Annotated in this window: 25 protein-coding genes; 14 read left to right on the top strand and 11 right to left on the bottom strand. The window is 62.7% G+C overall.

Annotated elements, in window-relative coordinates:
- Nucleotide 1 precedes the first annotated feature (1 nt).
- Nucleotides 2–2,005 carry a hydantoinase/oxoprolinase family protein gene (locus ASE60_RS18980; RefSeq protein ID WP_057252075.1) on the bottom strand — a complete coding sequence of 668 codons (2,004 nt, stop codon included), beginning with the start codon at nt 2,003–2,005 and terminating at the stop codon, nt 2–4.
- A gap of 151 nt (nt 2,006–2,156) precedes the next feature.
- Here ASE60_RS18980 and ASE60_RS18975 point away from each other — a divergent pair, with 151 nt between their 5' ends.
- Complete coding sequence (locus ASE60_RS18975) at nt 2,157–2,786, top strand: hypothetical protein (RefSeq protein ID WP_143032928.1); 630 nt, start codon at nt 2,157–2,159, stop codon at nt 2,784–2,786.
- Here ASE60_RS18975 and ASE60_RS18970 read toward each other — a convergent pair.
- The 5 genes from ASE60_RS18970 to hslV all read right to left on the bottom strand — a co-directional run bounded on the left by ASE60_RS18970 (nt 2,740) and on the right by hslV (nt 7,721).
- Nucleotides 2,740–4,134, bottom strand: coding sequence for a cytochrome P450 (locus ASE60_RS18970; RefSeq protein WP_057252073.1), 1,395 nt, complete (start codon nt 4,132–4,134; stop codon nt 2,740–2,742). The genes ASE60_RS18975 and ASE60_RS18970 overlap by 47 nt on opposite strands.
- A gap of 74 nt (nt 4,135–4,208) precedes the next feature.
- Nucleotides 4,209–5,153 (bottom strand): DUF1402 family protein, encoded by a 945-nt coding sequence (locus ASE60_RS18965; RefSeq protein WP_093233504.1) that lies wholly within the window; start codon nt 5,151–5,153, stop codon nt 4,209–4,211.
- Between the two features lie 195 nt (nt 5,154–5,348).
- On the bottom strand, nt 5,349–6,653 hold the full coding sequence (gene hslU, locus ASE60_RS18960; RefSeq protein ID WP_057252071.1) for an ATP-dependent protease ATPase subunit HslU: 1,305 nt from the start codon (nt 6,651–6,653) through the stop codon (nt 5,349–5,351).
- Nucleotides 6,650–7,174: a GNAT family N-acetyltransferase gene (locus tag ASE60_RS18955; protein ID WP_057252070.1), complete on the bottom strand. Its 525-nt coding sequence runs from the start codon at nt 7,172–7,174 to the stop codon at nt 6,650–6,652. Before ASE60_RS18955 ends, hslU begins: the two co-directional genes overlap by 4 nt.
- Nucleotides 7,164–7,721: an ATP-dependent protease subunit HslV gene (gene hslV, locus ASE60_RS18950; protein ID WP_057252069.1), complete on the bottom strand. Its 558-nt coding sequence runs from the start codon at nt 7,719–7,721 to the stop codon at nt 7,164–7,166. Before hslV ends, ASE60_RS18955 begins: the two co-directional genes overlap by 11 nt.
- A 295-nt stretch (nt 7,722–8,016) precedes the next feature.
- Here hslV and hisB point away from each other — a divergent pair, with 295 nt between their 5' ends.
- From hisB to coaA, 7 genes are read left to right on the top strand one after another with little or no spacing between them, the layout of a single operon-like run.
- A complete protein-coding gene (gene hisB, locus ASE60_RS18945) occupies nt 8,017–8,625 on the top strand; it encodes an imidazoleglycerol-phosphate dehydratase HisB (protein WP_057252068.1) in 609 nt (202 codons plus the stop codon).
- A gap of 23 nt (nt 8,626–8,648) precedes the next feature.
- Entirely contained in the window at nt 8,649–9,119 is a 471-nt protein-coding gene (locus ASE60_RS18940; RefSeq protein WP_057252067.1) for a DUF2628 domain-containing protein, read from the top strand.
- Nucleotides 9,119–9,769, top strand: a complete 651-nt coding sequence (gene hisH, locus ASE60_RS18935) for an imidazole glycerol phosphate synthase subunit HisH (RefSeq protein ID WP_057252066.1) — start codon at nt 9,119–9,121, stop codon at nt 9,767–9,769. Before ASE60_RS18940 ends, hisH begins: the two co-directional genes overlap by 1 nt.
- A gap of 29 nt (nt 9,770–9,798) precedes the next feature.
- On the top strand, nt 9,799–10,536 hold the full coding sequence (hisA, locus tag ASE60_RS18930) for a 1-(5-phosphoribosyl)-5-[(5-phosphoribosylamino)methylideneamino]imidazole-4-carboxamide isomerase (RefSeq protein ID WP_057252065.1): 738 nt from the start codon (nt 9,799–9,801) through the stop codon (nt 10,534–10,536).
- Between the two features lie 2 nt (nt 10,537–10,538).
- A complete protein-coding gene (gene hisF, locus ASE60_RS18925; RefSeq protein ID WP_057252064.1) occupies nt 10,539–11,315 on the top strand; it encodes an imidazole glycerol phosphate synthase subunit HisF in 777 nt (258 codons plus the stop codon).
- A gap of 15 nt (nt 11,316–11,330) precedes the next feature.
- Entirely contained in the window at nt 11,331–11,654 is a 324-nt protein-coding gene (locus ASE60_RS18920) for a phosphoribosyl-ATP diphosphatase (protein WP_057252063.1), read from the top strand.
- On the top strand, nt 11,651–12,643 hold the full coding sequence (gene coaA / locus ASE60_RS18915) for a type I pantothenate kinase (RefSeq protein WP_057252062.1): 993 nt from the start codon (nt 11,651–11,653) through the stop codon (nt 12,641–12,643). Before ASE60_RS18920 ends, coaA begins: the two co-directional genes overlap by 4 nt.
- A 16-nt stretch (nt 12,644–12,659) precedes the next feature.
- Here coaA and ASE60_RS18910 read toward each other — a convergent pair whose 3' ends face one another.
- The 5 genes from ASE60_RS18910 to ASE60_RS18890 all read right to left on the bottom strand — a co-directional run bounded on the left by ASE60_RS18910 (nt 12,660) and on the right by ASE60_RS18890 (nt 16,433).
- Nucleotides 12,660–13,271 carry an alpha-ketoglutarate-dependent dioxygenase AlkB gene (locus tag ASE60_RS18910; RefSeq protein ID WP_057252061.1) on the bottom strand — a complete coding sequence of 204 codons (612 nt, stop codon included), beginning with the start codon at nt 13,269–13,271 and terminating at the stop codon, nt 12,660–12,662.
- A 9-nt stretch (nt 13,272–13,280) separates the two neighbouring features.
- Nucleotides 13,281–13,718, bottom strand: a complete 438-nt coding sequence (locus ASE60_RS18905; protein WP_057252060.1) for a hypothetical protein — start codon at nt 13,716–13,718, stop codon at nt 13,281–13,283.
- A gap of 2 nt (nt 13,719–13,720) precedes the next feature.
- Complete coding sequence (gene lysM, locus ASE60_RS18900; protein WP_043616146.1) at nt 13,721–14,194, bottom strand: peptidoglycan-binding protein LysM; 474 nt, start codon at nt 14,192–14,194, stop codon at nt 13,721–13,723.
- Nucleotides 14,195–14,272: 78 nt separating this feature from the next.
- A complete protein-coding gene (arfB, locus tag ASE60_RS18895) occupies nt 14,273–14,707 on the bottom strand; it encodes an alternative ribosome rescue aminoacyl-tRNA hydrolase ArfB (RefSeq protein ID WP_057252059.1) in 435 nt (144 codons plus the stop codon).
- Nucleotides 14,708–14,822: 115 nt separating this feature from the next.
- Complete coding sequence (locus ASE60_RS18890; RefSeq protein ID WP_057252128.1) at nt 14,823–16,433, bottom strand: phosphoenolpyruvate carboxykinase; 1,611 nt, start codon at nt 16,431–16,433, stop codon at nt 14,823–14,825.
- Between the two features lie 324 nt (nt 16,434–16,757).
- Here ASE60_RS18890 and chvI point away from each other — a divergent pair, with 324 nt between their 5' ends.
- The 6 genes from chvI (at nt 16,758) to ahcY (ending at nt 22,346) form a co-directional block, all read left to right on the top strand.
- Nucleotides 16,758–17,483, top strand: coding sequence for a two-component system response regulator ChvI (chvI, locus tag ASE60_RS18885; protein ID WP_057252058.1), 726 nt, complete (start codon nt 16,758–16,760; stop codon nt 17,481–17,483).
- 266 nt (nt 17,484–17,749) lie between these two features.
- Nucleotides 17,750–19,480 (top strand): sensor histidine kinase, encoded by a 1,731-nt coding sequence (locus ASE60_RS18880; protein ID WP_244495662.1) that lies wholly within the window; start codon nt 17,750–17,752, stop codon nt 19,478–19,480.
- Nucleotides 19,477–19,932 carry a serine kinase gene (locus ASE60_RS18875; RefSeq protein ID WP_057252056.1) on the top strand — a complete coding sequence of 152 codons (456 nt, stop codon included), beginning with the start codon at nt 19,477–19,479 and terminating at the stop codon, nt 19,930–19,932. Before ASE60_RS18880 ends, ASE60_RS18875 begins: the two co-directional genes overlap by 4 nt.
- Before the next feature lie 156 nt (nt 19,933–20,088).
- On the top strand, nt 20,089–20,490 hold the full coding sequence (locus tag ASE60_RS18870) for a PTS sugar transporter subunit IIA (protein WP_057252055.1): 402 nt from the start codon (nt 20,089–20,091) through the stop codon (nt 20,488–20,490).
- Nucleotides 20,490–20,780, top strand: coding sequence for an HPr family phosphocarrier protein (locus ASE60_RS18865; protein ID WP_057252054.1), 291 nt, complete (start codon nt 20,490–20,492; stop codon nt 20,778–20,780). Before ASE60_RS18870 ends, ASE60_RS18865 begins: the two co-directional genes overlap by 1 nt.
- A 165-nt stretch (nt 20,781–20,945) precedes the next feature.
- Nucleotides 20,946–22,346 carry an adenosylhomocysteinase gene (gene ahcY / locus ASE60_RS18860; RefSeq protein ID WP_057252127.1) on the top strand — a complete coding sequence of 467 codons (1,401 nt, stop codon included), beginning with the start codon at nt 20,946–20,948 and terminating at the stop codon, nt 22,344–22,346.
- The last annotated feature ends 257 nt before the right edge of the window (nt 22,347–22,603 follow it).

Raw genomic sequence — 22,603 nt, 5'->3', positions numbered from 1 at the left:
ATCAGTCGTGGGCAATGCGCGGACGTCCGCTGGCGGACGCGATGAACCGGGCCTCGATCAGCTTGCGGCTGCCCTCGACTTCCGGCGCATCGATTTCCTCGCGCAGCATCGAAGCGGGATCGTCCGCTCCATTGGTGCGCGCCGTTTCCAGCGCCACGGCTTCGGCTCGCCGCCGGGCGGCGCCGAAAGCCTGTTCCTGGTCGAGAAACCGTTCGCTGGCCCCGGCACCGTTGACGACGAAGATGCCTTCCTCCGGCATCGTCACGAAAACCGTGACCGTAGCGCTGACCTGGCCGACCACGGCGCCAACGGCATTGGCGACGCCGGCCTCTTCGGGAATGGCGGCATCCGTTCCGAGCATCTCGGCGATATCAGGGTAATAAACCGGCGCCGAAGCGCCGAGGCCGACGAGCGGACGGTCGAGACCAAGCGAGAAGCGGACGATGCCCGGCGTGCGCGTGAGCGCCCGGTCGACGGCCTGCGAAACGGCTGGATCGATGGCACCGGCACCATCCTCGCCGAGACAGGCCTGCAGGATGACCTCCGAGGATTGCCGCGTCAGCCGGTCGACGATCATCTGCGCCATGGCTTCCGGGGAGGAAGCGATTGGCTGACCGGAGCCGTCGCGGGTGCGCGCTGCAAGCTGAATGCCGAGCTGAGCCGCTTCAAGGTTCCATTGCGATTGCCGGCCGAGCACATGCATGGCGTCCGACGGCGTCAGGCCACAGATATGCACGAGTCCGCGCCCCACCAGCCGATCGAGCGTCGCCTTCTGCGGGGTCGAGACCAACAGGGTCTCCAACGCCAGCGGAACCGCACCGATGCGCTCATAGAGCGCCTGCTCCTGCGGTTGCAGGCCGCTGGCAAGATGATCCGGCAGGCCGGTGCGGACCGCAAACCGGCCATTGTTGCGCCCGGTATGCTGGGCGCGCATCTGCTTTTCGAGCACCGAGATGACGGCGTCGCCATGCAGGGCGGCCGCGAGGCTGAGCGGCATCAGCCGGCGCGGGCCGAGATCGATCTTCGCCTTCAAGCCGCGGTCGTTGATGCGCACTTCCGAATCGCCGCCCAGGCCGTAGGTCCGCATCGCCACCGCCTCGACCATGGTGCGGAAGCCGCCGACAACGGCGCCTTCGGCATCGAGCCGCGGACGCCCGCCCTCGAGTACCGCGACATCGGTCGTGGTGCCGCCGATGTCGGAGACCACCGCATTGTCGAGGCCGGTCAGATGCCGCGCGCCGACAAGGCTTGCGGCCGGACCGGAGAGGATCGTCTCGATCGGGCGCAGCCGCGCCTCCTCCGCCGAGATCAAGGCTCCGTCGCCGCGCACCACCATCATCGGCACGTCGATGCCGCGCGCCTTCAGGAAGCCTTCACAGGAGCCGATCAGCCGGTCGATCATCGACACCAGCCGGGCGTTGAGCAGGGTCGTCAAGGCACGGCGCGGGCCGCCGAGCTTCGAGGACAGTTCATGGCTGCAGGTCACCGGCAGATGCGAGACTTCACGAATGCGGTCGCGGACGCGCTTTTCATGATCCGGATTCCGAACGGCGAAGTAGCCGGCAATGGCGAAGGAGGAGACCTGGCCGGCAAGCGCCGGCAGCGTGGCATCGAGCTCGCTCATGTCGAGTGGGGTTTCGCCGCCGTGCACATTGTGGCCGCCCGGCAGGAAGATCACCGGATCGGAGCCCAGCGCCTCCAAGAGACCATCGCGCTTCAGATCGTCGGGGCCAAAGCCGATCATGACAAGACCGGCGCGGCCGCCCTGCCCTTCGACGAGCGCATTGGTCGCAAGCGTCGTCGACAGCGAGACCATGCTGATTGCAGAAACCGGCACTTTCGCCTGATCGAGCACCGCTTCGACCGCGCCGGAAATACCGACTGCGAGGTCGTGGCGGGTCGTCAGCGCCTTGGCTTTGGCGACCACCCCTTGCGTTTCCGAGAAGAGAGCGGCGTCGGTATAGGTGCCGCCGGTGTCGATGCCGAGAAGAAAATGAGAGGTCAATTCGCGCAGTCCGGAATTCGCGCGGGGCGCAAGGCCCCGGGTTCAATGGGGATCGATGCGGTGATATGACATATTTCAAGAGAAAACCATCGTGCCGCAGACATAGATGATCAACTGGGCGACACGGGTCAAAAGATGGGGACACCTGCGCATGCTCGAAGGCCGCCGTCCGTCTATTTTCGTCTGGCTCCCGTTTGCCGCTTTCATCTGGTTTCCGCTGAACCTGGCCCAAGCACAGGACGCGGAGGAAGAAGAGTACAAGCCGCAACTTCCGGATGTCGCGATCTACAAGGCGATGCTCGACGCCAACAAGCAGACCGGCTGGGTGCAGTTTCGCGACTATGACGACCGGCAACTGATCTACTTCACCGCATTGCAGACGATGCATTGCCGGCTATCGGAAATTCGATATTCGATCAATTCGGACACGCTCGATCAGCGCTTTCCGCTGGCGAAGTGCAATCCGCAGATCCCGTTCAACCTGCCGGCCGATGAGACGGCCGAGTATGTCTATATCTCGCTGCCGGCCGACACCGCGAAGACGCTGACGATCCAGGCGGTGTGGGACGATGGTGCCGGAAGCGAGATTGTCGTCTACAAACCGTGCGACAATGTCGGCGACGCCACCTGCGCCCAGATCAAGACGATCAAGAAACCGTCGAAGATACTGCAGCAGCCGAAGCCGGCCGACTCGCCGGTGCGCTCGGTACAGTCGCCGATCCCCGGCAAGACCTTCAGCGAACCGACACCTTCATCGGCAACCCGCCCCGCGGTTGAGTAGTGAGGCGCTGCACCGGCCAGGGATTTGTCTCCTCGGTCAGATCGAAACGGTAGCGATGCATCATCACGGCGAGCGCGATCACGGCTTCCTGTAGCGCGAAAGTGGCGCCGATGCAGACGCGCGGGCCGGCGCCGAAGGGCAAATATTGGTAACGATGCAGCTTCTCGCGGTTCTCCGGCAGGAAACGCTCGGGCATGAACGCGCGGGGCTTATCCCAGTAAAGAACGTGGCGGTGCAGCGTCCACGGCATGATCAGCACCGCGATGCCCTTGGGGATGCGTACCCGCTTTCCGGTGGGGGAAGTCCACTCGTCCTCTTCGATCGCGGCCCGGTTGATCGACGGCGCCGGCGGATAGAGCCGCATCGCCTCCTCGAAGGCGGCAAGGACATGCGGCATCAGGCCGAGCCATTCGACCGGATCGGCACCGCTTGCGATCGCGGCATCGATCTCGGCCTCCATCGTCTCGCGATAGGCCGGCGTGTTGGCGATGCAATAGAGCGTCCAGGCGAGCGCCCGGGCGGTTGTCTCGTGCCCGGCACCGATGAAGGTCAGGATGTTATCCTCGATCTCCGCAGTCGAAAGGCCCTGACTGCCCTCGATCTCCAAAAGCAGGGTCAGGAAATCCTTGGGCGTGCCCTCGGGATCCGCCGCCATCTTGCGCCGCCGGATCGCCATGGTCTCGGACACGATCGAGCGGAACCGGTTCATCACCTTCTTGCCGCCGATCCGGGTTGGGCGCGGTATCCATTCCGGCGCGAGCAGAATGTCCATGGGATCGACGCGGCCCATGCGGTGCAGGAGTTCCTCGACGCTCTGGACAAACCCTTCCCGCTCCACCGCCACCTCACCGGAAAACAGCGTTTCGGCAAGAATGTCGAAGGTGAGTTCCGTCATGTCGTTGGCGATGTTGGTCGTGAACGGAGCTGTCTTGGCGCCGGCATAGCGCTCGACGAATGCTTCCGAGCTTCGCAACATCTGGCCTGCGAAACCCTTGGCGTGGCGCGGTGTGAACACCGGCGCCATGGCTTTCCGCGAGCGCTTCCAGACCTCGCCTTCGGCCGTCAGCAAGCCGTCGCGCAGGATCGGCCTGAGGATCAGCCGGCGAACCTTCGACATTTCGTAGTTGCCGACATTGTCGACGAGGATGTGACGGATGAGACCGGGATCGTTGACGATCAAAGTGCGCTGGGTGACGAACTTCGTCTCGATCCAGGGCAAGGTGTAGGATGGCTCGCCCCACAGTTCGAGCGGATTGCGTAAGACCGTCCTGATGATCTGCAGGTAGGAAGGGATGCCCACTCGAGGAACGGGAGCCGGCGGTTCGAAGGGCTCCGGACGCATGTCCATGGTGATTGCCTTTCTCGATTGCGCCAATGATTTCAGGTTTTTACGGCGCAATCAAGGAAAGTGCTTCACGTGAATCACAACAGGCTTTCAAGCTCCGAAAGCTTGTCGTTGACGAGCCAGCCGTAATAATTCTCCTCCGGCCATTGCGCTTGTCCGCTCTGGATCTTGGCGGCAAGGGCAGCTGCGCGGCCGTCCGGATTGCCGACATTGTAGAGCGTCGCCGTGATGCCGGGATTGTCGGAAATGTCGAGGCCGGCGATCGACTTGTAGGCGTCGATCGAATGGCGGATCGAGGCCGCCATATAGGCGAGCGACACATCCGGATCCATGATCGCCTCATAGACGCCAGCGGCGTTGTTTTCATCGAGGCGGTCGTAGCCCGACGTCTTTGCGACGATGTCGGTCAGCATCAGCGCCGTCAGCGGGTTGATCTGGCCGAGGCCGAAGGTCTGGCCGGCAAAGAACGGCTGGAAGAAAACGGCGCTGAAGCGGTTGTTCGGGAAGGACTTGCCGCCAACCGACTTGCCGCGGAAGTCGTTGTCCCAGACCCGCTCGCGGCAGCTCCAGAGCGCATAGGCACCCTTCTTGGCACCGCATTCGGAAAATTGCGGCCGGGCGACGAACTCGGCGACCGTTTCGCCATCATAGCCGAACTGGAAGCTGTTGCCGGCGTAAGCGGCCGCCTTGACGTAATAGGACTGCAGCCGGTCATAGGCGTCGACATTGTAGGTATGCTCGCCGACGATGGCGCCGACCATGTGGATCGGCGCGATGCCATAGGCGCGCGACACGGACTTGATCTTGCTGATCAGCTGTTTGTCGGTCGCCAGCAGATCCCGGACTTTCTCGAACTTGGCATCGAAGGAGGTGCGGCCGGCCTTGGTTCGGCGCACGGAAGCGCCGGGGATACCGGGCTGCTCGACGTTGCGGTTGCCCGGCGGAACGGCGGTCGCCGCGATTGTCTGGCTTGCGGTCAGGCAAAACGTGGCGATAGCGAGCATGCAGGCGGTAAAACGCACGATCTCTTCTTCCTGTGACTGGTGGAGGCTGCCTCGGTCGGCGGGGCGGCTCTTACGCCAAGATCATGTCGGAAAGATGCCCGGGCCACGATCAATTTCCGTGTCCGTGTTAGAAAAAATGCGGGCGCCTGTCGAGAGACAGGCGCCCGGTCTATTCTGGGTTGCGGGCGTTTGCGCGCCTCGACGACCGAAATGTCACAGGATGTAGCGCGACAGATCGGTGTTGGCAGCGAGATCGCCGACATGCTTGCGCACATACTCCGCGTCGATCGTCACCGCCTGTCCGGCGCTGTCGGGCGCATTGAACGAGATCTCGTCCAGTACGCGCTCCATCACCGTCTGCAGGCGGCGGGCGCCGATGTTCTCGACACTGGCATTCAGCTGCACCGCGACATCGGCGAGCGCATCGATCGCGTCGTCGGTGAAGTCGAGCTTCACCTCTTCCGTGTCCAAGAGCGCCTTGTACTGGCGGATGAGGCTCGCTTCGGTTTCCGTCAGGATCCGGCGGAAATCTTCCTTGGTGAGCGCACGGAGCTCAACGCGGATCGGCAGACGGCCCTGCAATTCCGGAAGCAGGTCCGAGGGCTTTGCCACATGGAAGGCGCCGGAAGCGATGAACAGGATGTGGTCGGTCTTGACCGGTCCATACTTCGTCGCAACCGTCGTGCCTTCAACGAGCGGCAACAGGTCGCGCTGCACGCCTTCGCGCGACACGCCGGCGCCCATGCCGCCCTCACGCGAGGCGATCTTGTCGATCTCGTCGAGAAAGACGATGCCGTCGTCTTCGGCCGCGCGCATTGCCTCGCGCTGGATCTGCTCGTTGTCGAGCAGTTTGTCCGACTCGTCGTTGATGAGCAGCTCATAGGAGGCCTTGACCGTCGTCTTGACCTTCTTGGTGCGGGCACCCATCGCCTTGCCGAACATTTCCGAAAGGTTGAGCACACCGATATTGGCGCCCGGCATGCCCGGAATTTCGAAACCACCCGGCGCACCGGTCTCGGCGAGGTCGACCTCGATCTCCTTGTCGTCGAGTTCGTTGGCGCGCAGCTTCTTGCGGAACGAATCGCGCGTCGCCGGCGAGGCCGTGGCGCCGACCAGTGCATCGAGCACGCGCTCTTCGGCGTTCTGGTGCGCCTTGGCCTTGACTTCGGCGCGGCGTTTTTCGCGCACGAGGCCGATCCCGACCTCGACGAGGTCACGGATGATCTGCTCGACGTCGCGGCCGACATAGCCGACCTCGGTGAACTTGGTCGCCTCAACCTTGACGAAGGGCGCGCCGGCGAGCTTGGCCAGACGCCTGGAAATCTCGGTCTTGCCGACACCGGTCGGGCCGATCATCAGGATGTTCTTCGGCATGACCTCATCGCGCAGCTCGTCGCCGAGCTGCTGGCGGCGCCAACGGTTGCGTAGCGCAATGGCGACGGCGCGTTTAGCGTCGTTCTGGCCGATGATGAAACGGTCGAGTTCCGACACGATCTCTCTGGGTGAAAACGTACTCATGTAGTCCTCTCAAATTCGGTCCGCGTCAGTTCCATCAGGAGCGTGCGACCAGATACATCTATCCATTCTGCGTAGGGCACGAAGCCGGCCTTGGTGTAGGCGCTGACCGCCCGGCGGTTGCCCGCATCAGGGTCGATCACGATTCGGGGCGCGCCGGCGGCAAAGAGCCGTTCGGCAAAAGCTCGCAGCGCCAGCGAGGCGACACCCCTGCCCGTCAATTCCGCAGGGCCGACGAAGATATCGATACCGGGCACATCGGCCGGCAGATCCTTCGCCCAGGGCTCCTCGTCCGGGTACTGAAAAGGCATCCAGGACTGGATGTAGCCAGCCGGCTCGCCGGCCACGTGGAAGATGAAGCCCTCCACCTCTCCGGTCGCGCAGCCTTCGCGGATCAGTTCCACTTCCTTGTCCGGATCGCCCCACCATTGCCGCACATGCGGTTCACTCAGCCAGGCATGCAGCAGCGGCAGATGGTCATCAACCACCGGCGCGAAGCTGACATGCTTGGGCTCATTCGGCATCCAACGTCTCCACCACGATATTGTGGTTGGTATAGACGCAGATGTCCCCGGCGATCTGCAGCGCCCGCCGGGCGATATCCTCGGCCGACTTGTCGCTGTCCATCAGGGCGCGCGCTGCGGCAAAGGCGTAGTTGCCGCCGGAGCCGATGGCGATGGTGCCGTGTTCCGGCTCAAGTACGTCGCCATTGCCGGTGATCGCCAGGGTTATCGACTTGTCGGCGACCAGCATCATCGCTTCGAGATTGCGCAGATACTTGTTGGTGCGCCAGTCCTTGGCAAGTTCGACCGCCGCGCGCATCAGCTGGTCGGGGTACTGTTCAAGCTTGGCCTCGAGCCTTTCGAGCAGCGTGAAGGCGTCGGCGGTCGCGCCGGCAAAGCCGGCGATCACGTCGCCCTTCGCGAGACGCCGCACCTTGCGCGCATTGCTCTTCATCACGGTCTGGCCGAGGCTCACCTGGCCGTCGCCGGCCATCACCACCTTGCCATCCTTGCGTACCGTGATGATGGTCGTCGCATGCATCGTTCCGTAGGGATTGTGTTCACTCATGAAGATACCTGTCGGCCCCTGATACTTGGGGGCGTTTACTTGGGGCGTTGCGGCTCGTGACACGAGCCTGGTTGCTTGAGGCCTATGTAAGTACGGCAGACACATTTGCAAATGGCAACCGCCCGAGGGTGCAATCTTCGTTCAGGGCCCGGTGTCGGATGATTCGAATCAACGCTCAAGTTCTGGATATTTCAGCATTTGCCTGATAAGGAGCGGCCGAGATCGCAAGCGAGCGCGAGATGAGGAAACCGCACAGACTTTCCTCCCCCCGCACTGGCGCATACAGGAGAGCCCGATGGCAGAAGCCACGTCCAGCCGCACCGCACAGGTTTCGCGTAAAACCAACGAGACCGCGGTGTCCGTATCGGTCAACATCGACGGCACCGGCGTTTCGAAGATTTCGACCGGTGTCGGCTTCTTCGACCATATGCTGGACCAGCTCGCCCGCCATTCGCTCATCGACATGGAGATCAAGACCGACGGCGACCTGCATGTCGACGACCACCATACGGTCGAGGACACCGGCATTGCCATCGGCCAGGCGCTCGCCAAGGCGCTCGGCGACCGGCGCGGCATCGCCCGTTACGCCTCGCTCGACCTTGCCATGGACGAGACGATGACCCGCGCGGCAGTGGACGTTTCCGGCCGGCCGTTCCTCGTCTGGAACGTTGCCTTCAGCGCGCCGAAGATCGGCACCTTCGACACGGAACTCGTGCGTGAGTTCTTCCAGGCGCTCGCCCAGCATGCCGGGATCACGCTGCATATCCAGAACATCTACGGCGCCAACAACCATCATATCGCCGAGACCTGCTTCAAGTCCGTCGCCCGCGTGCTCCGCACCGCAACCGAAATCGACCCGCGCCAGGCCGGCCGCGTTCCCTCGACCAAGGGGACCCTTGCCTAAGCGGCCAGTCACTGGCTGAACCCATGGCTTCTTACCTGATCCTCACCCCGCCGGGTGCGCGCGCCGACGACGAGCGAACACGCTTCGTTGCCGACGGCTTCTCCTGGGGCGCCTTTCTCTTCCCGGCGCTCTGGCTTCTCTTCAAGCGGCAATGGGCAATCGGAATCGCAGTTGCTGTTCTGCAGATTTCGTTAATCTCCCTGTCGAGTCTCGCAGGCGGTTTCCTTGCATCGGTGCTGGTGCAGCTCGCGCTGCGGCTGCTCGTCGCGCTGGAAGGGCCAGTTCTGGTGGCACGCAGCCTGACGGCTCGTGACTGGACGCTTCGTTCCATCGTGCCGGCACCCAATCTGGAGACGGCGGAAGAGATCTATTTCACGAGCGTGGCACCGGGCGAGACAAAGCCCGCCACCCCTTCCCCGGCCGATTGGACCGCGCGCAAGCCCTCAAACGGCGGACCCGGCCTCGGCCTTTTTGATTCCTACGGAGAACGCTGATGCGCGTCGCCATCATCGACTACGGCTCGGGCAACCTGCGCTCAGCCACCAAGGCCTTCGAACGGGCCGCTCGCGAAGCCGGCATTTCAGCCGAGATCGACCTCACCGACAAGCCGGAGCGGGTGGCGAGCGCCGACCGCATCGTGCTTCCGGGTGTCGGTGCCTATGCCGACTGCCGCCGTGGCCTTGCCGCCGTCGACGGCATGGAGCAGGCGCTGACCGAAGCGGTGGAACAGGCCGCCCGGCCGTTCCTCGGCATCTGCGTCGGCATGCAGCTGATGTCGTCGCGCGGGCTCGAAAAGACCATCACCCACGGCTTCGGCTGGATCCCCGGCGATGTCGTCGAAATGGCGCCTGCCGACACCTCGCTGAAAATCCCGCAGATCGGCTGGAACACGCTCACGCTCAAGCGCGAACATCCGCTGTTTGACGGCATCCGGGTTGGCGAAGGCGGCCTGCACGCCTATTTCGTGCATTCGTACCATCTGGCCGCCGAGAACGCCGGCGACGTGGTCGCCGAAGCGGATTACGGCGGTCCGGTCACCGCCTTCGTCGCCAACGGCAACAAGGCCGGCTCGCAGTTCCACCCGGAAAAGAGCCAGGCCCTCGGCCTTGCCCTCATCTCGAATTTCCTGCGCTGGAAGCCCTGAGCTTTCGCCTCTCTCGATTGGACAGACCTATGATCCTATTTCCCGCCATCGACCTGAAAGACGGGCAATGCGTACGCCTGAAGCTCGGCGACATGGACCAGGCGACGGTTTACAACCCCGACCCGGCGGCCCAGGCCCGCGCCTTTGAAGAACAGGGCTTCGAATGGCTGCACGTGGTCGACCTCAACGGCGCCTTTGCCGGCGAGACGGTCAACGGCGCGGCCGTCGACGCCATCCTCAAGGCGACCCGTAACCCGGTGCAGCTCGGCGGCGGCATCCGCACGCTTGACCATATCGAAAACTGGCTGTCGCGCGGCCTTGCCCGCGTCATCCTCGGCACGGTCGCTGTGCGCGATCCGGCACTCGTCATAGAAGCCTGCCGCAAGTTCCCCGGCAAGGTCGCCGTCGGCATCGACGCCAAGGGCGGCAAGGTCGCCGTGGAGGGCTGGGCCGAGGCCTCCGAGCTCGGCGTGATCGAGCTTGCCAAGAAGTTCGAGGGCGCCGGCGTTTCGGCGATCATCTATACCGACATCGACCGCGACGGCATCCTGACCGGCATCAACTGGACCTCGACGCTGGAGCTGGCGGATGCGGTTTCCATTCCGGTCATCGCCTCGGGCGGTCTTGCCTCGATGGACGACATCCGCCGCATGGTTGCGCCGGACGCACACAAACTCGAAGGTGCCATCTCCGGCCGCGCGCTCTATGACGGCCGCATCGACCCGCAGGAAGCGTTGGATCTGATCCGCGCCGCGAGAAAGGCCTGACCATGTCCCTCAAAGCCCGCGTTATCCCCTGCCTCGACGTCAAGGACGGCCGTGTGGTCAAGGGTGTCAACTTCGTCGACCTGATCGACGCCGGCGACCCGGTTGAGGCGGCACGCGCCTATGATGCCGCCGGCGCCGACGAGCTCTGCTTCCTCGACATCACCGCGTCCTCCGACAATCGCGAGACGATCTTCGACGTCATCGCCCGCACCGCCGAACAGTGCTTCATGCCGCTGACCGTCGGCGGTGGCGTGCGCCAGGTCTCCGACATCCGCAAGCTGCTGCTTGCCGGCGCCGACAAGGTGTCGATCAATACCGCTGCCGTGAAGAACCCTGAATTCGTTGCGGAAGCCGCCGACAAGTTCGGCAACCAGTGCATCGTCGTTGCCATCGATGCCAAGAAGGTGTCGAAGGACGGCGAAACGGATCGCTGGGAGATCTTCACCCATGGCGGACGCCAGCCGACCGGCATCGACGCGATCGAGTTTGCCCGCCGCGTCGTCGATCTCGGCGCCGGCGAAATCCTTTTGACCTCGATGGACCGCGACGGCACGAAGAGCGGCTATGACATTGCGCTCACCCGCGCGGTCGCCGATGCCGTTCGTGCCCCGGTCATTGCATCGGGTGGCGTCGGAAACCTCGACCACATGGTAGCCGGCATCCGCGACGGTCATGCGACCGCCGTGCTCGCCGCCTCCATCTTCCACTTCGGCACCTATAGCATTGGCGAAACCAAGCGCTATATGGCGGAGCATGGCATCGCCATGCGCCTCGACTGAGCTTCAGGATCTTCCATGGCTGACTTCACACTTTCCGATCTCGAAGCCATCGTCGCGACGCGCGCGAAGGCGGCGCCGGACGAATCCTGGACGGCAAAGCTGGTCGCGAGCGGCCAGCCGAAGGCGGCCAAGAAACTCGGGGAAGAGGCGGTCGAGACGGTGATCGCGGCCGTCAGCAACGACCGCGCGAATCTCGTCGCCGAAAGCGCCGATCTCATCTATCATCTGATGGTCGTATTGAAGATCGCCGACGTTCCGTTGCAGGATGTGCTGAACGAGCTCGCGCGGCGAACCAACCAATCTGGCCTGCAGGAAAAGGCAAATCGGCAGACCCCATGACGATAGCGGCCAAAGACATCGAAGCGGCGGACCTGCCGGACAATCTGCAGCAGCGGGACTATTCGCCCTATCATTTCTTCACCGCCGAGGAATGGTCGCGCTTTCGCGCCGATACGCCGCTGACGCTGACGGCCGACGAAGTGCAGCGGCTGCGCTCGCTGAACGACCCCGTCGATCTCCGTGAAGTCCGGCAGATCTACCTGTCGCTGTCGCGCCTGCTCTCGACCCATGTGGAATCGTCCCAGATGCTCTTCGAGCAGCGCAAGCGCTTCCTCAGCATGTCCGAAACGAAGACGCCCTTCGTCATCGGCATTGCCGGATCGGTCGCCGTCGGCAAATCGACCACGGCCCGTATCCTTGCGCAACTCCTGTCGCGCTGGCCATCAAGCCCGAAGGTCGATCTGGTGACGACCGACGGCTTTCTCTACCCGAACGCCGTGCTCCAGCGCGAAAACATGATGGATCGCAAGGGCTTTCCGGAAAGCTACGACGTCGGCGCGCTCCTGCGCTTCCTGTCTGCGATCAAGGCGGGCCAACCGAACGTCAAGGCGCCGAGCTACTCGCACCTGACCTATGACGTGCTGCCGGACCAGTTCACCGTCATCGACCGCCCGGATATCCTGATCTTCGAGGGCATCAACGTGCTGCAGTCGCGCAACCTGCCGGCCGACGGCAAGATCGTGCCGATGGTCTCGGATTTCTTCGACTTCTCGATCTATATCGATGCCGAGGAGAGCCTGATCCATAGCTGGTACGTCAACCGCTTCATGCGGTTGCGCGAAACCGCCTTCAAGAACCCGGAATCCTACTTCCATCGTTATGCCACGATCAGCGAGGATGCGGCGCGCGCAATCGCCGAGGGCCTGTGGCACAACATCAACCTGAAGAACCTGCACCAGAACATCCTGCCGACGCGCCCGCGCGCCGACCTGATCCTGCAAAAGGGCCCGAACCACCTGACGGAAAAGGTGGCGCTCAGAAAACTCTGAGCGCTCGATAAGCCCGTCATGGATTGACGCGACGCAGCGTCAGGTTGACCCGACCACCGTTCTTCAGCAGCGTCGACGTGTTCGGATAGATCCGGTCGACGCCATGGAACGCGAGCCGCCCTTCTCCACCGAGCACGACGACATCGCCGCTTTCGAGCCGGAAGGACATGGTCTGTCCCCCGCGCTGATTGCTGCCGACGCGGAAAAGGCAGCTGTCGCCGAGCGAGATCGAGACGACGGCCGTTTCCAGATCACGCTCGTCGCGATCCTGGTGCAGACCCATGCGGGCCTCCTCGGAATAGAAGTTCACAAGACAGGCTTCCGGCATCTTTTGGCTGGCGGAAACCGCCTGCCAGATCTCGAGCACTATGTCCGGCATCGGCGGCCAGCGCCGGCCGGTCACCGGATGCTGAGCCTGGTAACGATAGCCGCGATCGCGATCCGTGACCCAGCCGAGCAAGCCGCAATTGGTCATGCGAACCGACATGGGTTTTCCGGTCTTCGGCATTTCCGGCACGAAGAGCGGTGCTTCGGCAACGACACGACGAATCGCTTCGACGAGTTGTTCCTGCCGGGTGCGATCGAGATAGCCCGGGATATGTCTGATCCCTTTCGGGAGCACCTGCATTGGAAGCCCCTATTGCTCCAGGCCGAGAAGTGCTGCCGGCACGCCGTAGCGAAGCGGCCAGCCGGCATAGGCGACATCCGTCGGCCCGACCACGTGATCGACGAGGTTCCAGCGGCTATTCTGGAAGCTGACCAGTGCAAACACCGTCAGACCATCCATCATGTCAGCCTCGTCACGCAACCCGGTTTGCGCAAGGTCGATAGTGCCGCCACCGGGACGTTGCGGCTCGACCTGCAGGAAGGCCCAGTTGGGTGCTGCACGTATCGTCGTGGCGACGAACTCGACCGGACCGCGCATTTCGGCCTCCACCGCCGGACGGATCGCGTCGAGGATGGCGGCACGCTCAGTACTGCCCTTGGCCGGTTCACGGAACGGTTGCGCCAGACAAGCGCCGGCAAGCCAAAGGCTCGCCAGCGTCGCGATTGCAAGAGGACGCGTGAACGACACGCTCAAGCGGCGTCCAGATCCGGAATGCGCAGAACCTGGCCGGGGTAGATCTTGTCCGGATGCGTCAGCATCGGCTTGTTGGCTTCGAAAATGACGGTGTGCTTGGCACCCTTGCCCTTGCCGTACTGTGCCTCGGCGATCTTCCAGAGGTTGTCGCCCTTTTTGACCGTATAGAAGACCGGCGCCTTGGCGGGTGCCGGTGCAGCACCAGCATCGGCAACCTTGAGCTCCGAGGCTTCAACCGCCGAGACGCCGAGCGTGTTGCCGACGGCGACCACGGCCTTTTCGAAGACGCTCTGGTCCTTCACGACACCCTTCAGCACGACCTTGTCACCGGCCACTTCGACCTGCACGTCCTTTGTGCCGAGATCGTGGGATGCAAGTTCCTTCTGAACGCTTTCGGCATCCGGGGCGTCATCGTCGCCGCCGATGCCAAGCTTCTTGCCGGCGTTCTTGATAAAGCTGAAAAGACCCATGAATATCTCCTTTTGCGAAAACACTGCTCGGTAAGAGAGGGCGCCGCCTGCCAAAGGCAAGGAGCGGCAAAAAAGAAATCAGTCGCCGGCCGGCCGCCCCCGAAGCTTCTTGATCTCGCCGCGCCCGGACTTCTCCTTGAGACGGCGCTCGACGGAGCCGCGGGTCGGTTTCGTCTTCTTGCGTGGCGGTGGTGGCGGCTCCGCGGCCTTGAGAATCAGTTCCTTCAGTCGCTCGCGCGCATCTTCGCGGTTGCGCTCCTGGCTGCGAAACCGGCTGGCCTCGATCATCAGCACGCCCTCTTTCGAGGCACGACGCCCAGCAATCTTCAGGGCGTTGGCCTTGATGCGATCGGAAAGCGCCGGAGAGGCCAGCACGTTGAAGAACAGCTGAACGGCGGTCGACACCTTGTTGACGTTTTGCCCACCCGGCCCGCCGGCCAGCACGAATTGCTCCGTCAGCTCCCAGCCGGCAATCATTATGTTGTCGTTTATGTAGAGCGGATCGCTAGCCATGGTTCACCTCGCCCCGATCTATGGCACAGAGCGAACCTCTTGAAAACATTCGCCACGAAAACGAAAAACCCGGCCGTGGGAGGCCGGGTTTCACGTGAATCATAGCTGACGATATTTATTCGGCGGCAAGCTTGGTGCCGGGAGCCGCATCGCGAACGCTGCCATCAACATGTTCTTCGAACTTGGCGAAGTTGGCGATGAACATATCGACGAGGCGGCGCGCCTGCGCGTCATAGGCCGCACCATCGGCCCAGGTCGAGCGCGGATCGAGGATGCCGTCGTCGACGCCGGGGACCGAGACCGGAACGGCGAAGCCGAAGTTGGCGTCGGTGCGCAGTTCAGCGGCGTTCAGCGAGCCGTCGAGTGCTGCGGCGAGCAGAGCGCGGGTCACCTTGATCGGCATGCGGCTGCCGGTGCCGTAGGCGCCGCCGGTCCAGCCGGTGTTGACCAGCCAGCAGGTGACGCCGTTCTTGGCGATCAGGTCCTTCAGGAGATTGCCGTATTCCGACGGATGCCGCGGCATGAACGGCGCGCCGAAGCAAGTCGAGAATGTGGCTTCCGGCTCGGTGACGCCCTTTTCCGTGCCGGCAACCTTGGCGGTGTAGCCGGAGAGGAAGTGGTACATCGCCTGTTCCGGCGTCAGCTTGGCAATCGGCGGCATCACGCCAAAGGCATCGGCCGTCAGCATGATGATCGTGCGCGGCTGCGGCGCGGTGCCGGTGGCGCTGGCATTCGGGATGAAGTCGAGCGGATAGGCGCAGCGGGTGTTTTCCGTCAGCGAACCGTCGTCGAAATCCGGAACGCGGCGCTCATCGAGCACGACGTTTTCCATGACCGTGCCGAAGCGGCGGGTCGTCGCGTAGATTTCCGGCTCGGCAGCTTCCGACAGACGGATCGCCTTGGCGTAGCAGCCGCCTTCGAAGTTGAAGACGCCGTGCTCGCCCCAGCCGTGCTCGTCGTCGCCGATCAGCGTGCGGGTCGGGTCGGCCGAAAGCGTCGTCTTGCCGGTGCCGGAGAGACCGAAGAAGATCGCCGTGTCGCCTGCCGGGCCGACATTGGCCGAGCAATGCATCGGCATCACGCCCTTCTTGGGCAGCAGGTAGTTGAGAACGGTGAAGACCGACTTCTTCATTTCGCCGGCATAGGACGTGCCGCCGATCAGGATCAGTCCGTTGGTGAAGTCGCAGGCAATGACGGTCTCCGTGCGGCAGCCGTAGCGCTCCGGGTCAGCCTTGAAGCTTGGGAGATCGATGATCGTCAGCTTCGGCAGGAAGGAGGCAAGCGCTTCGTGTGCCGGACGAATCAGGAGATTGCGGATGAACAGCGAGTGCCAGGCATATTCGGTGACAACGCGGGTCGGAAGGGCGTTGTCGGCATCGGCGCCGCCAACGAGATCCTGCACATAAAGCGACATGCCCTTGGCGTGATCGAGCATGTCCTTTCGCAGCAGGGCGAAATGCTCCGGAGACATCGGCTTGTTGTTGTCCCACCAGATCTGGTCGTCGGTGTTCGCATCGCGAACCACGAACTTGTCCTTCGGCGAACGACCGGTGTGCTGGCCGGTACGGGCAACAAGCGCCCCGTGTGCCGTCAGTTCAGCCTCGCCGCGGCGAAGAGCTTCCTCATAAAGCTCTGCGGCTTCGAGGTTGTACCGAACCGTTTCCAGGTCGGTAAAGCCGAGTTTTTCCAAGCCGTTCGCGAGATTGCGAGTGCCGAGTTGCTCCATGGTCAAGCTTCCTTCGTGTTTGGCCATTGGCGTTGAATTTCGCCGGACCATACTTGCATGCTCGCTCAAAAACAAGGCGGCGTCAAAAAAAGAATAATGATTTCAGTATATTAATCGATTTAAAGAAAATTATCGTTTTTTTAATCGGTTGAATTCGGCCTGCCGAACACCGATCTGACAGGACCTATCCTATCGTTACGACAGGTACTTTTTGGGCTTCGCCACAATTTGTTCCACCTTTATACTCACTAACGCACCCGTGACTCGCGAATGCCGGAGTTTTCGGGGACGAGACCGGCACCTCAAAAGACGGAGTTGAACACGATGCAGACCATCGCGCTTGTCGATGATGACCGGAATATTCTGACGTCCGTATCCATCGCCCTGGAGGCAGAAGGCTACAAGGTCGAGACCTATACCGACGGTGCTTCCGCGCTTGAGGGCCTGCTCGCCCGGCCGCCGCAGCTTGCGATCTTCGACATCAAGATGCCGCGCATGGACGGCATGGAATTGCTGCGCCGCCTGCGACAGAAGTCCGACCTGCCGGTGATCTTCCTCACCTCCAAGGATGAAGAGATCGATGAACTCTTCGGCCTGAAGATGGGTGCCGACGACTTCATCACCAAGCCCTTCTCGCAGCGCCTGCTGGTCGAACGCGTCAAGGCGATCCTGCGTCGCGCCGCAAACCGCGAAGCGGCTGCCGCCAACCCGACGAATCCCGCCAAGGCCTCCGACACGCCGTCGCGCTCGCTCGAGCGCGGGCAACTGGTGATGGACCAGGAGCGCCACACCTGCACCTGGAAGAGCGAGCCGGTAACGCTGACGGTGACCGAATTCCTCATCCTCCATTCGCTGGCGCAGCGCCCGGGCGTGGTGAAGAGCCGCGACGCGCTGATGGACGCCGCCTATGACGAGCAGGTCTATGTCGACGACCGCACCATCGACAGCCACATCAAGCGGCTGCGCAAGAAGTTCAAGATGGTCGACAACGACTTCGACATGATCGAGACCCTCTACGGTGTCGGCTATCGTTTCCGCGAGACAGCCTGAGCCGCGGGACTTGCCATCGCGCCGATTGTGGCGCATTCAGAAACGGCGCGACGGGAGCACGGCCAAGGCTGCCTTTGAAACCCCGCCGCGCCATCGGACCTCTGGGCCGGAACCACACAAAGTGAACGACGGCGTCGCGCCCGGCACTCGGGCCGTGTCAGCGTTGCAATCGAGAGAACGTGACGGAAGTCCGCGCGGGAGCGGGACATTTGGTAGAAGTCTTGCAGGGCGACATCGAAGACAGTGACGGACGTGCGCAGGCACATATGGGCCAGCGCCGCTGGGCACATCCTTTCACGCTGATTCGCCGCCTGTTCGGCAATGCCGTCTTCTCGAGCCTCACCCGCCGCATCGTCTTCTTCAACCTGGTGGCACTCGTCGTCCTCGTCGGCGGCATCATGTATCTCAACCAGTTCCGCGAGGGGCTGATCGACGCCCGCGTCGAAAGCCTGCTGACCCAGGGCGAAATCATCGCCGGCGCCATCTCAGCTTCCGCCTCGGTCGATACCAACTCGATCACCATCGATCCCGAAAAGCTGCTCGAACTGCAGGCCGGCCAGAGCATTACGCCGCTGCCCAGCGACGAGGATCTCGATTTCCCGATCATCCAGGAACGTGTTGCGCCGGTTCTCAGGCGGCTGATTTCGCCGACGCGCACCCGCGCCCGCCTCTTCGATGCCGATGCCGACCTGCTGCTCGATTCCCGACACCTTTATAGCGGCGGCCAGGTGCTGCGCTTCGACCTGCCGCCGATCGAGCCGGAATCGACGGGCATCGGCGGAAAGCTCAACAGCTGGCTGAACAAGCTGCTGCAGCCCGGCAATCTACCACTCTACAAGGAACCGCCCGGTGGCAACGGCTCGATCTATCCTGAGGTCACCAACGCGCTGACCGGCGTGCGCGGCTATGTCGAGCGCGTCACCGAGAAGGGCGAGCTCATCGTTTCGGTGGCCGTCCCGGTGCAGCGGTTCCGCGCCGTGCTCGGCGTTCTCTTGCTTTCGACGCAAGCCGGCGACATCGACAAGATCGTCCAGGCGGAGCGCCTTGCCATCATCCGCGTCTTCGGCGTGGCTGCCCTCGTCAACATCATCCTGTCGCTGCTTCTCTCCTCGACGATCGCCAATCCGCTTCGAAGGCTCGCAGCGGCGGCAGTCCGCGTGCGGCGCGGCGGTGCCAAGGAGCGCGAGGAGATCCCGGATTTCTCCTCTCGCCAAGACGAGATCGGCAACCTGTCCGTCGCGCTCCGGGAAATGACGACCGCGCTCTACGATCGGATCGCGGCGATCGAGAATTTCGCGGCCGATGTCAGTCACGAGCTGAAAAACCCCCTCACCTCGCTGCGCAGCGCCGTCGAGACCCTGCCGCTTGCGCGGACCGACGAATCGAAGAAGCGCTTGATGGACGTCATCCAGCATGACGTCCGCCGTCTCGACCGTCTGATCAGCGATATTTCGGACGCCTCGCGCCTCGACGCCGAGCTTGCCCGCAGCGATGCCAAGATCATCGACCTCGAAAGGCTTCTGGGCGACCTCGTCGATATTTCGCGCCAGATCCGCAGCAAGAAGAAGGCGGTGCTGCTCGACTTCGTCATCGACCGCAAGGACAGTCCCAGGGCCCGCTTCGCCGTCAACGGCCACGACCTGCGCATCGGCCAGATTATCACCAACCTGATCGAGAACGCCCGGTCCTTCGTTCCCGAAGACAGCGGGCGGATCGTCGTGCGCCTCACACGGTCGCGATCGCGCTGCCTCGTCTATGTCGAGGACAACGGCCCCGGCATCCAGGCGGAAGACATCGACCGCATTTTCGAACGCTTCTACACCGATCGGCCGGAAGGAGAGGATTTCGGCCAGAACTCCGGCCTCGGCCTGTCGATTTCCAGGCAGATCGCCGAAGCCCATGGCGGCACGCTGAAGGCGGAAAACATCGTCGCGCAGGACGGCCACGTCAGCGGCGCGCGCTTCATCCTGTCGCTACCCGCCGAGCCGCACGCGTGACGACGGGCGCCAATGTCCACGGCACTGCCATCGTGCTCGGGACGCGCGGCTTCCTGATCACGGGCCCTTCCGGCATCGGCAAATCCAGGCTGGCGCTTGCATGCATCACGGCCGCACGACAGGCCGGGCACTTCGCGGCACTCGTCGCCGACGATCGGGTGGATCTGAGCCTGGAACACGACAGGATCGTCGCCCGCTGTCCGCCCTCCATTCACGGCCTGATTGAAATACGCGGCGCCGGAATCGGCAAGATCGAAACCGTGCCTGCCGCGGTGATGGACTGGGCCATGCTGCCCGTGAGTGCGCCTTTCGACCCGCGGTTACCGCTGGAAGACGAGACGTTGCGCCTGCCACTCGGGCGAGTACTCCCGATTGTTCGCGTTCCCGTTGAAGAGGGGGCGTATGTTCTCAATATTTTGCATGCGCTCATCGCCGAAAAAATAGGATCCTAGCCCGATTTACCGTCAGCAAGGCTGGTTTTTCAGCATTTTTGGCTTGCACTTCCCCTTTTCCTTGCCAAGATGGCCGCCCCAACAGGTGGACGAAATTGCTGCATTGCGATATCTGGCCATCAGTGAATTGCGCGTGCAGTTGGAGCGAAGATACCCATGATCGGACTTGTGCTTGTCACCCATGGCAAGCTGGCTGAGGAATTTCGACTTGCACTCGAGCATGTCGTCGGTCCGCAAAAAGCTATAGAGACCGTCTGCATCGGTCCCGAGGACGACATGGACCAGCGTCGGCAGGATATCCTCGACGCGGTCACCAAGGTCGACGAGGGCCACGGCGTCATCATCCTGACCGACATGTTCGGCGGAACGCCCTCCAACCTTGCCATCTCGGTCATGCGCAGCGGCTCGGTCGAAGTGATAGCCGGCGTCAACCTGCCGATGCTGATCAAACTTGCCGGCGTGCGCGGCGAGAGCGACATGGACAAGGCGTTGGTCGAGGCCTCGGAAGCCGGACGGAAATACATCAACGTCGCCAGCCGTGTCCTGAGTGGCAAGTAATGGATCATCGCCCCGACATGTCGCTGACGCGCGAACTGCTGATCATCAACAAGCGAGGCCTGCACGCGAGGGCATCTGCGAAGTTCGTACAGACGGTCGAGGCCTATGAAGCCGAGATTACCGTGTCGAAGGACGGCATGACGGTCGGCGGAACGTCCATTATGGGCTTGATGATGCTGGCTGCCAGCACCGGCTGCAGCGTATGCGTGACCGCGAGCGGCGCGCAGGCCGAAGAGGCGTTGAACGCGCTTGATGCACTGGTCGCCGACAAGTTCGGCGAAGAAATGTGACGGACAATATAAAGATATAAAGACTTCTTTATATCGATATTGCCCTCTCCCCTGATTCCTGATAGATCGGTCGCACTCTCACCGCGTCGGTAGGCGCGGGAGGCATAATCGCGCCGCAGTTCGGTTGAAGCCATGCGGCTTGAAGAGATCAGCCCGGAGAATTCCATGACCACCACTCAGGACTATATCGTCGCCGACATCGGTCTCGCCGATTTCGGGCGCAAGGAAATTGCGATCGCCGAAACGGAAATGCCGGGCCTGATGGCCTGCCGCGAAGAGTTCGGCGCTGCAAAGCCGCTGAAGGGCGCGCGCATCACCGGCTCGCTGCACATGACCATCCAGACCGCCGTTCTGATCGAGACGCTGGTTGCCCTCGGCGCCGACGTGCGCTGGGCCTCGTGCAACATCTTCTCGACCCAGGATCACGCTGCCGCTGCCATCGCCGCAAGCGGCGTTCCGGTCTTCGCCGTCAAGGGCGAAACGCTCGAAGAATACTGGACCTACACGGACAAGATCTTCCAGTGGGCCGATGGCGGCGTCTCGAACATGATCCTCGACGATGGTGGCGACGCCACCATGTACATCCTGCTCGGCGCCCGCGCCGAAGCCGGTGAAGACGTGCTCTCCAACCCGGGCTCCGAAGAAGAAGAGATCCTCGTCGCACAGATCAAGAAGCGCCTCCAGGCTTCGCCGGGCTGGTTCACCAAGCAGCGCGACGCCATCAAGGGCGTGACCGAAGAAACCACCACCGGCGTCAACCGCCTGTACCAGCTTCAGGCCAAGGGCCTGCTGCCCTTCCCGGCGATCAACGTCAACGATTCGGTCACCAAGTCGAAGTTCGACAACAAGTACGGCTGCAAGGAATCGCTCGTTGACGGCATCCGCCGCGGCACCGACGTGATGATGGCCGGCAAGGTCGCCGTCGTCTGCGGTTACGGCGACGTCGGCAAGGGCTCGGCAGCTTCGCTTTCCGGCGCCGGCGCCCGCGTCAAGGTCACCGAAATCGACCCGATCTGCGCGCTCCAGGCGGCGATGGACGGTTTCGAAGTCGTTCAACTCGAAGACGTCGTCTCGTCGGCCGACATCTTCATCACGACGACCGGCAACAAGGACGTCATCCGCATGGACCACATGCGCGAGATGAAGGACATGGCGATCGTCGGCAACATCGGCCACTTCGACAACGAAATTCAGGTCTCCGCACTGCGTAACCTGAAGTGGACGAACATCAAGCCGCAGGTCGACATGATCGAGTTCCCGAAGGGCAACCGCATGATCCTGCTCTCGGAAGGCCGCCTGCTGAACCTCGGCAACGCCACCGGCCACCCGTCCTTCGTGATGTCGGCTTCGTTCTCCAACCAGGTCCTGGCGCAGATCGAGCTCTTCACCAAGGGTGAGAAGTACAAGAACGAAGTCTACGTCCTGCCGAAGGCGCTCGACGAGAAGGTCGCTCGCCTGCACCTGAAGAAGCTCGGCGCTAAGCTCTCCGAACTTTCCGAAGAGCAGGCCGACTACATCGGCGTGAAGACGCAGGGCCCGTTCAAGGCTGAGCACTACCGGTACTAATCCTTACCCGGGCAATCCACAACATCTTGTGGCCGCGTTCTTGACAAGAGAGCGCGGCCGCTTTTTTGGGCCTCTCCCTTCCCGACGATTCGACTAGGAAGTATGCTCTAACCCATTGATTCGTGATGTCGGTGCGGACCTTGGACATCGCGGATGGGATGTCTTGTCGATAAGCGGCAAACAGACGGAGACAGACCGGGGATGCAATCGGAACTGACGCAGGCCCTTGACCAGGGCCTCGATGGAACTGTGCAAGG

It is taken from the genome of Ensifer sp. Root278 (assembly GCF_001429285.1).
GTDB lineage: Bacteria > Pseudomonadota > Alphaproteobacteria > Rhizobiales > Rhizobiaceae > Ensifer.
Note: the sequence above shows the minus strand (reverse complement) of the source record. Positions and strands in the feature narration are given on the sequence as shown.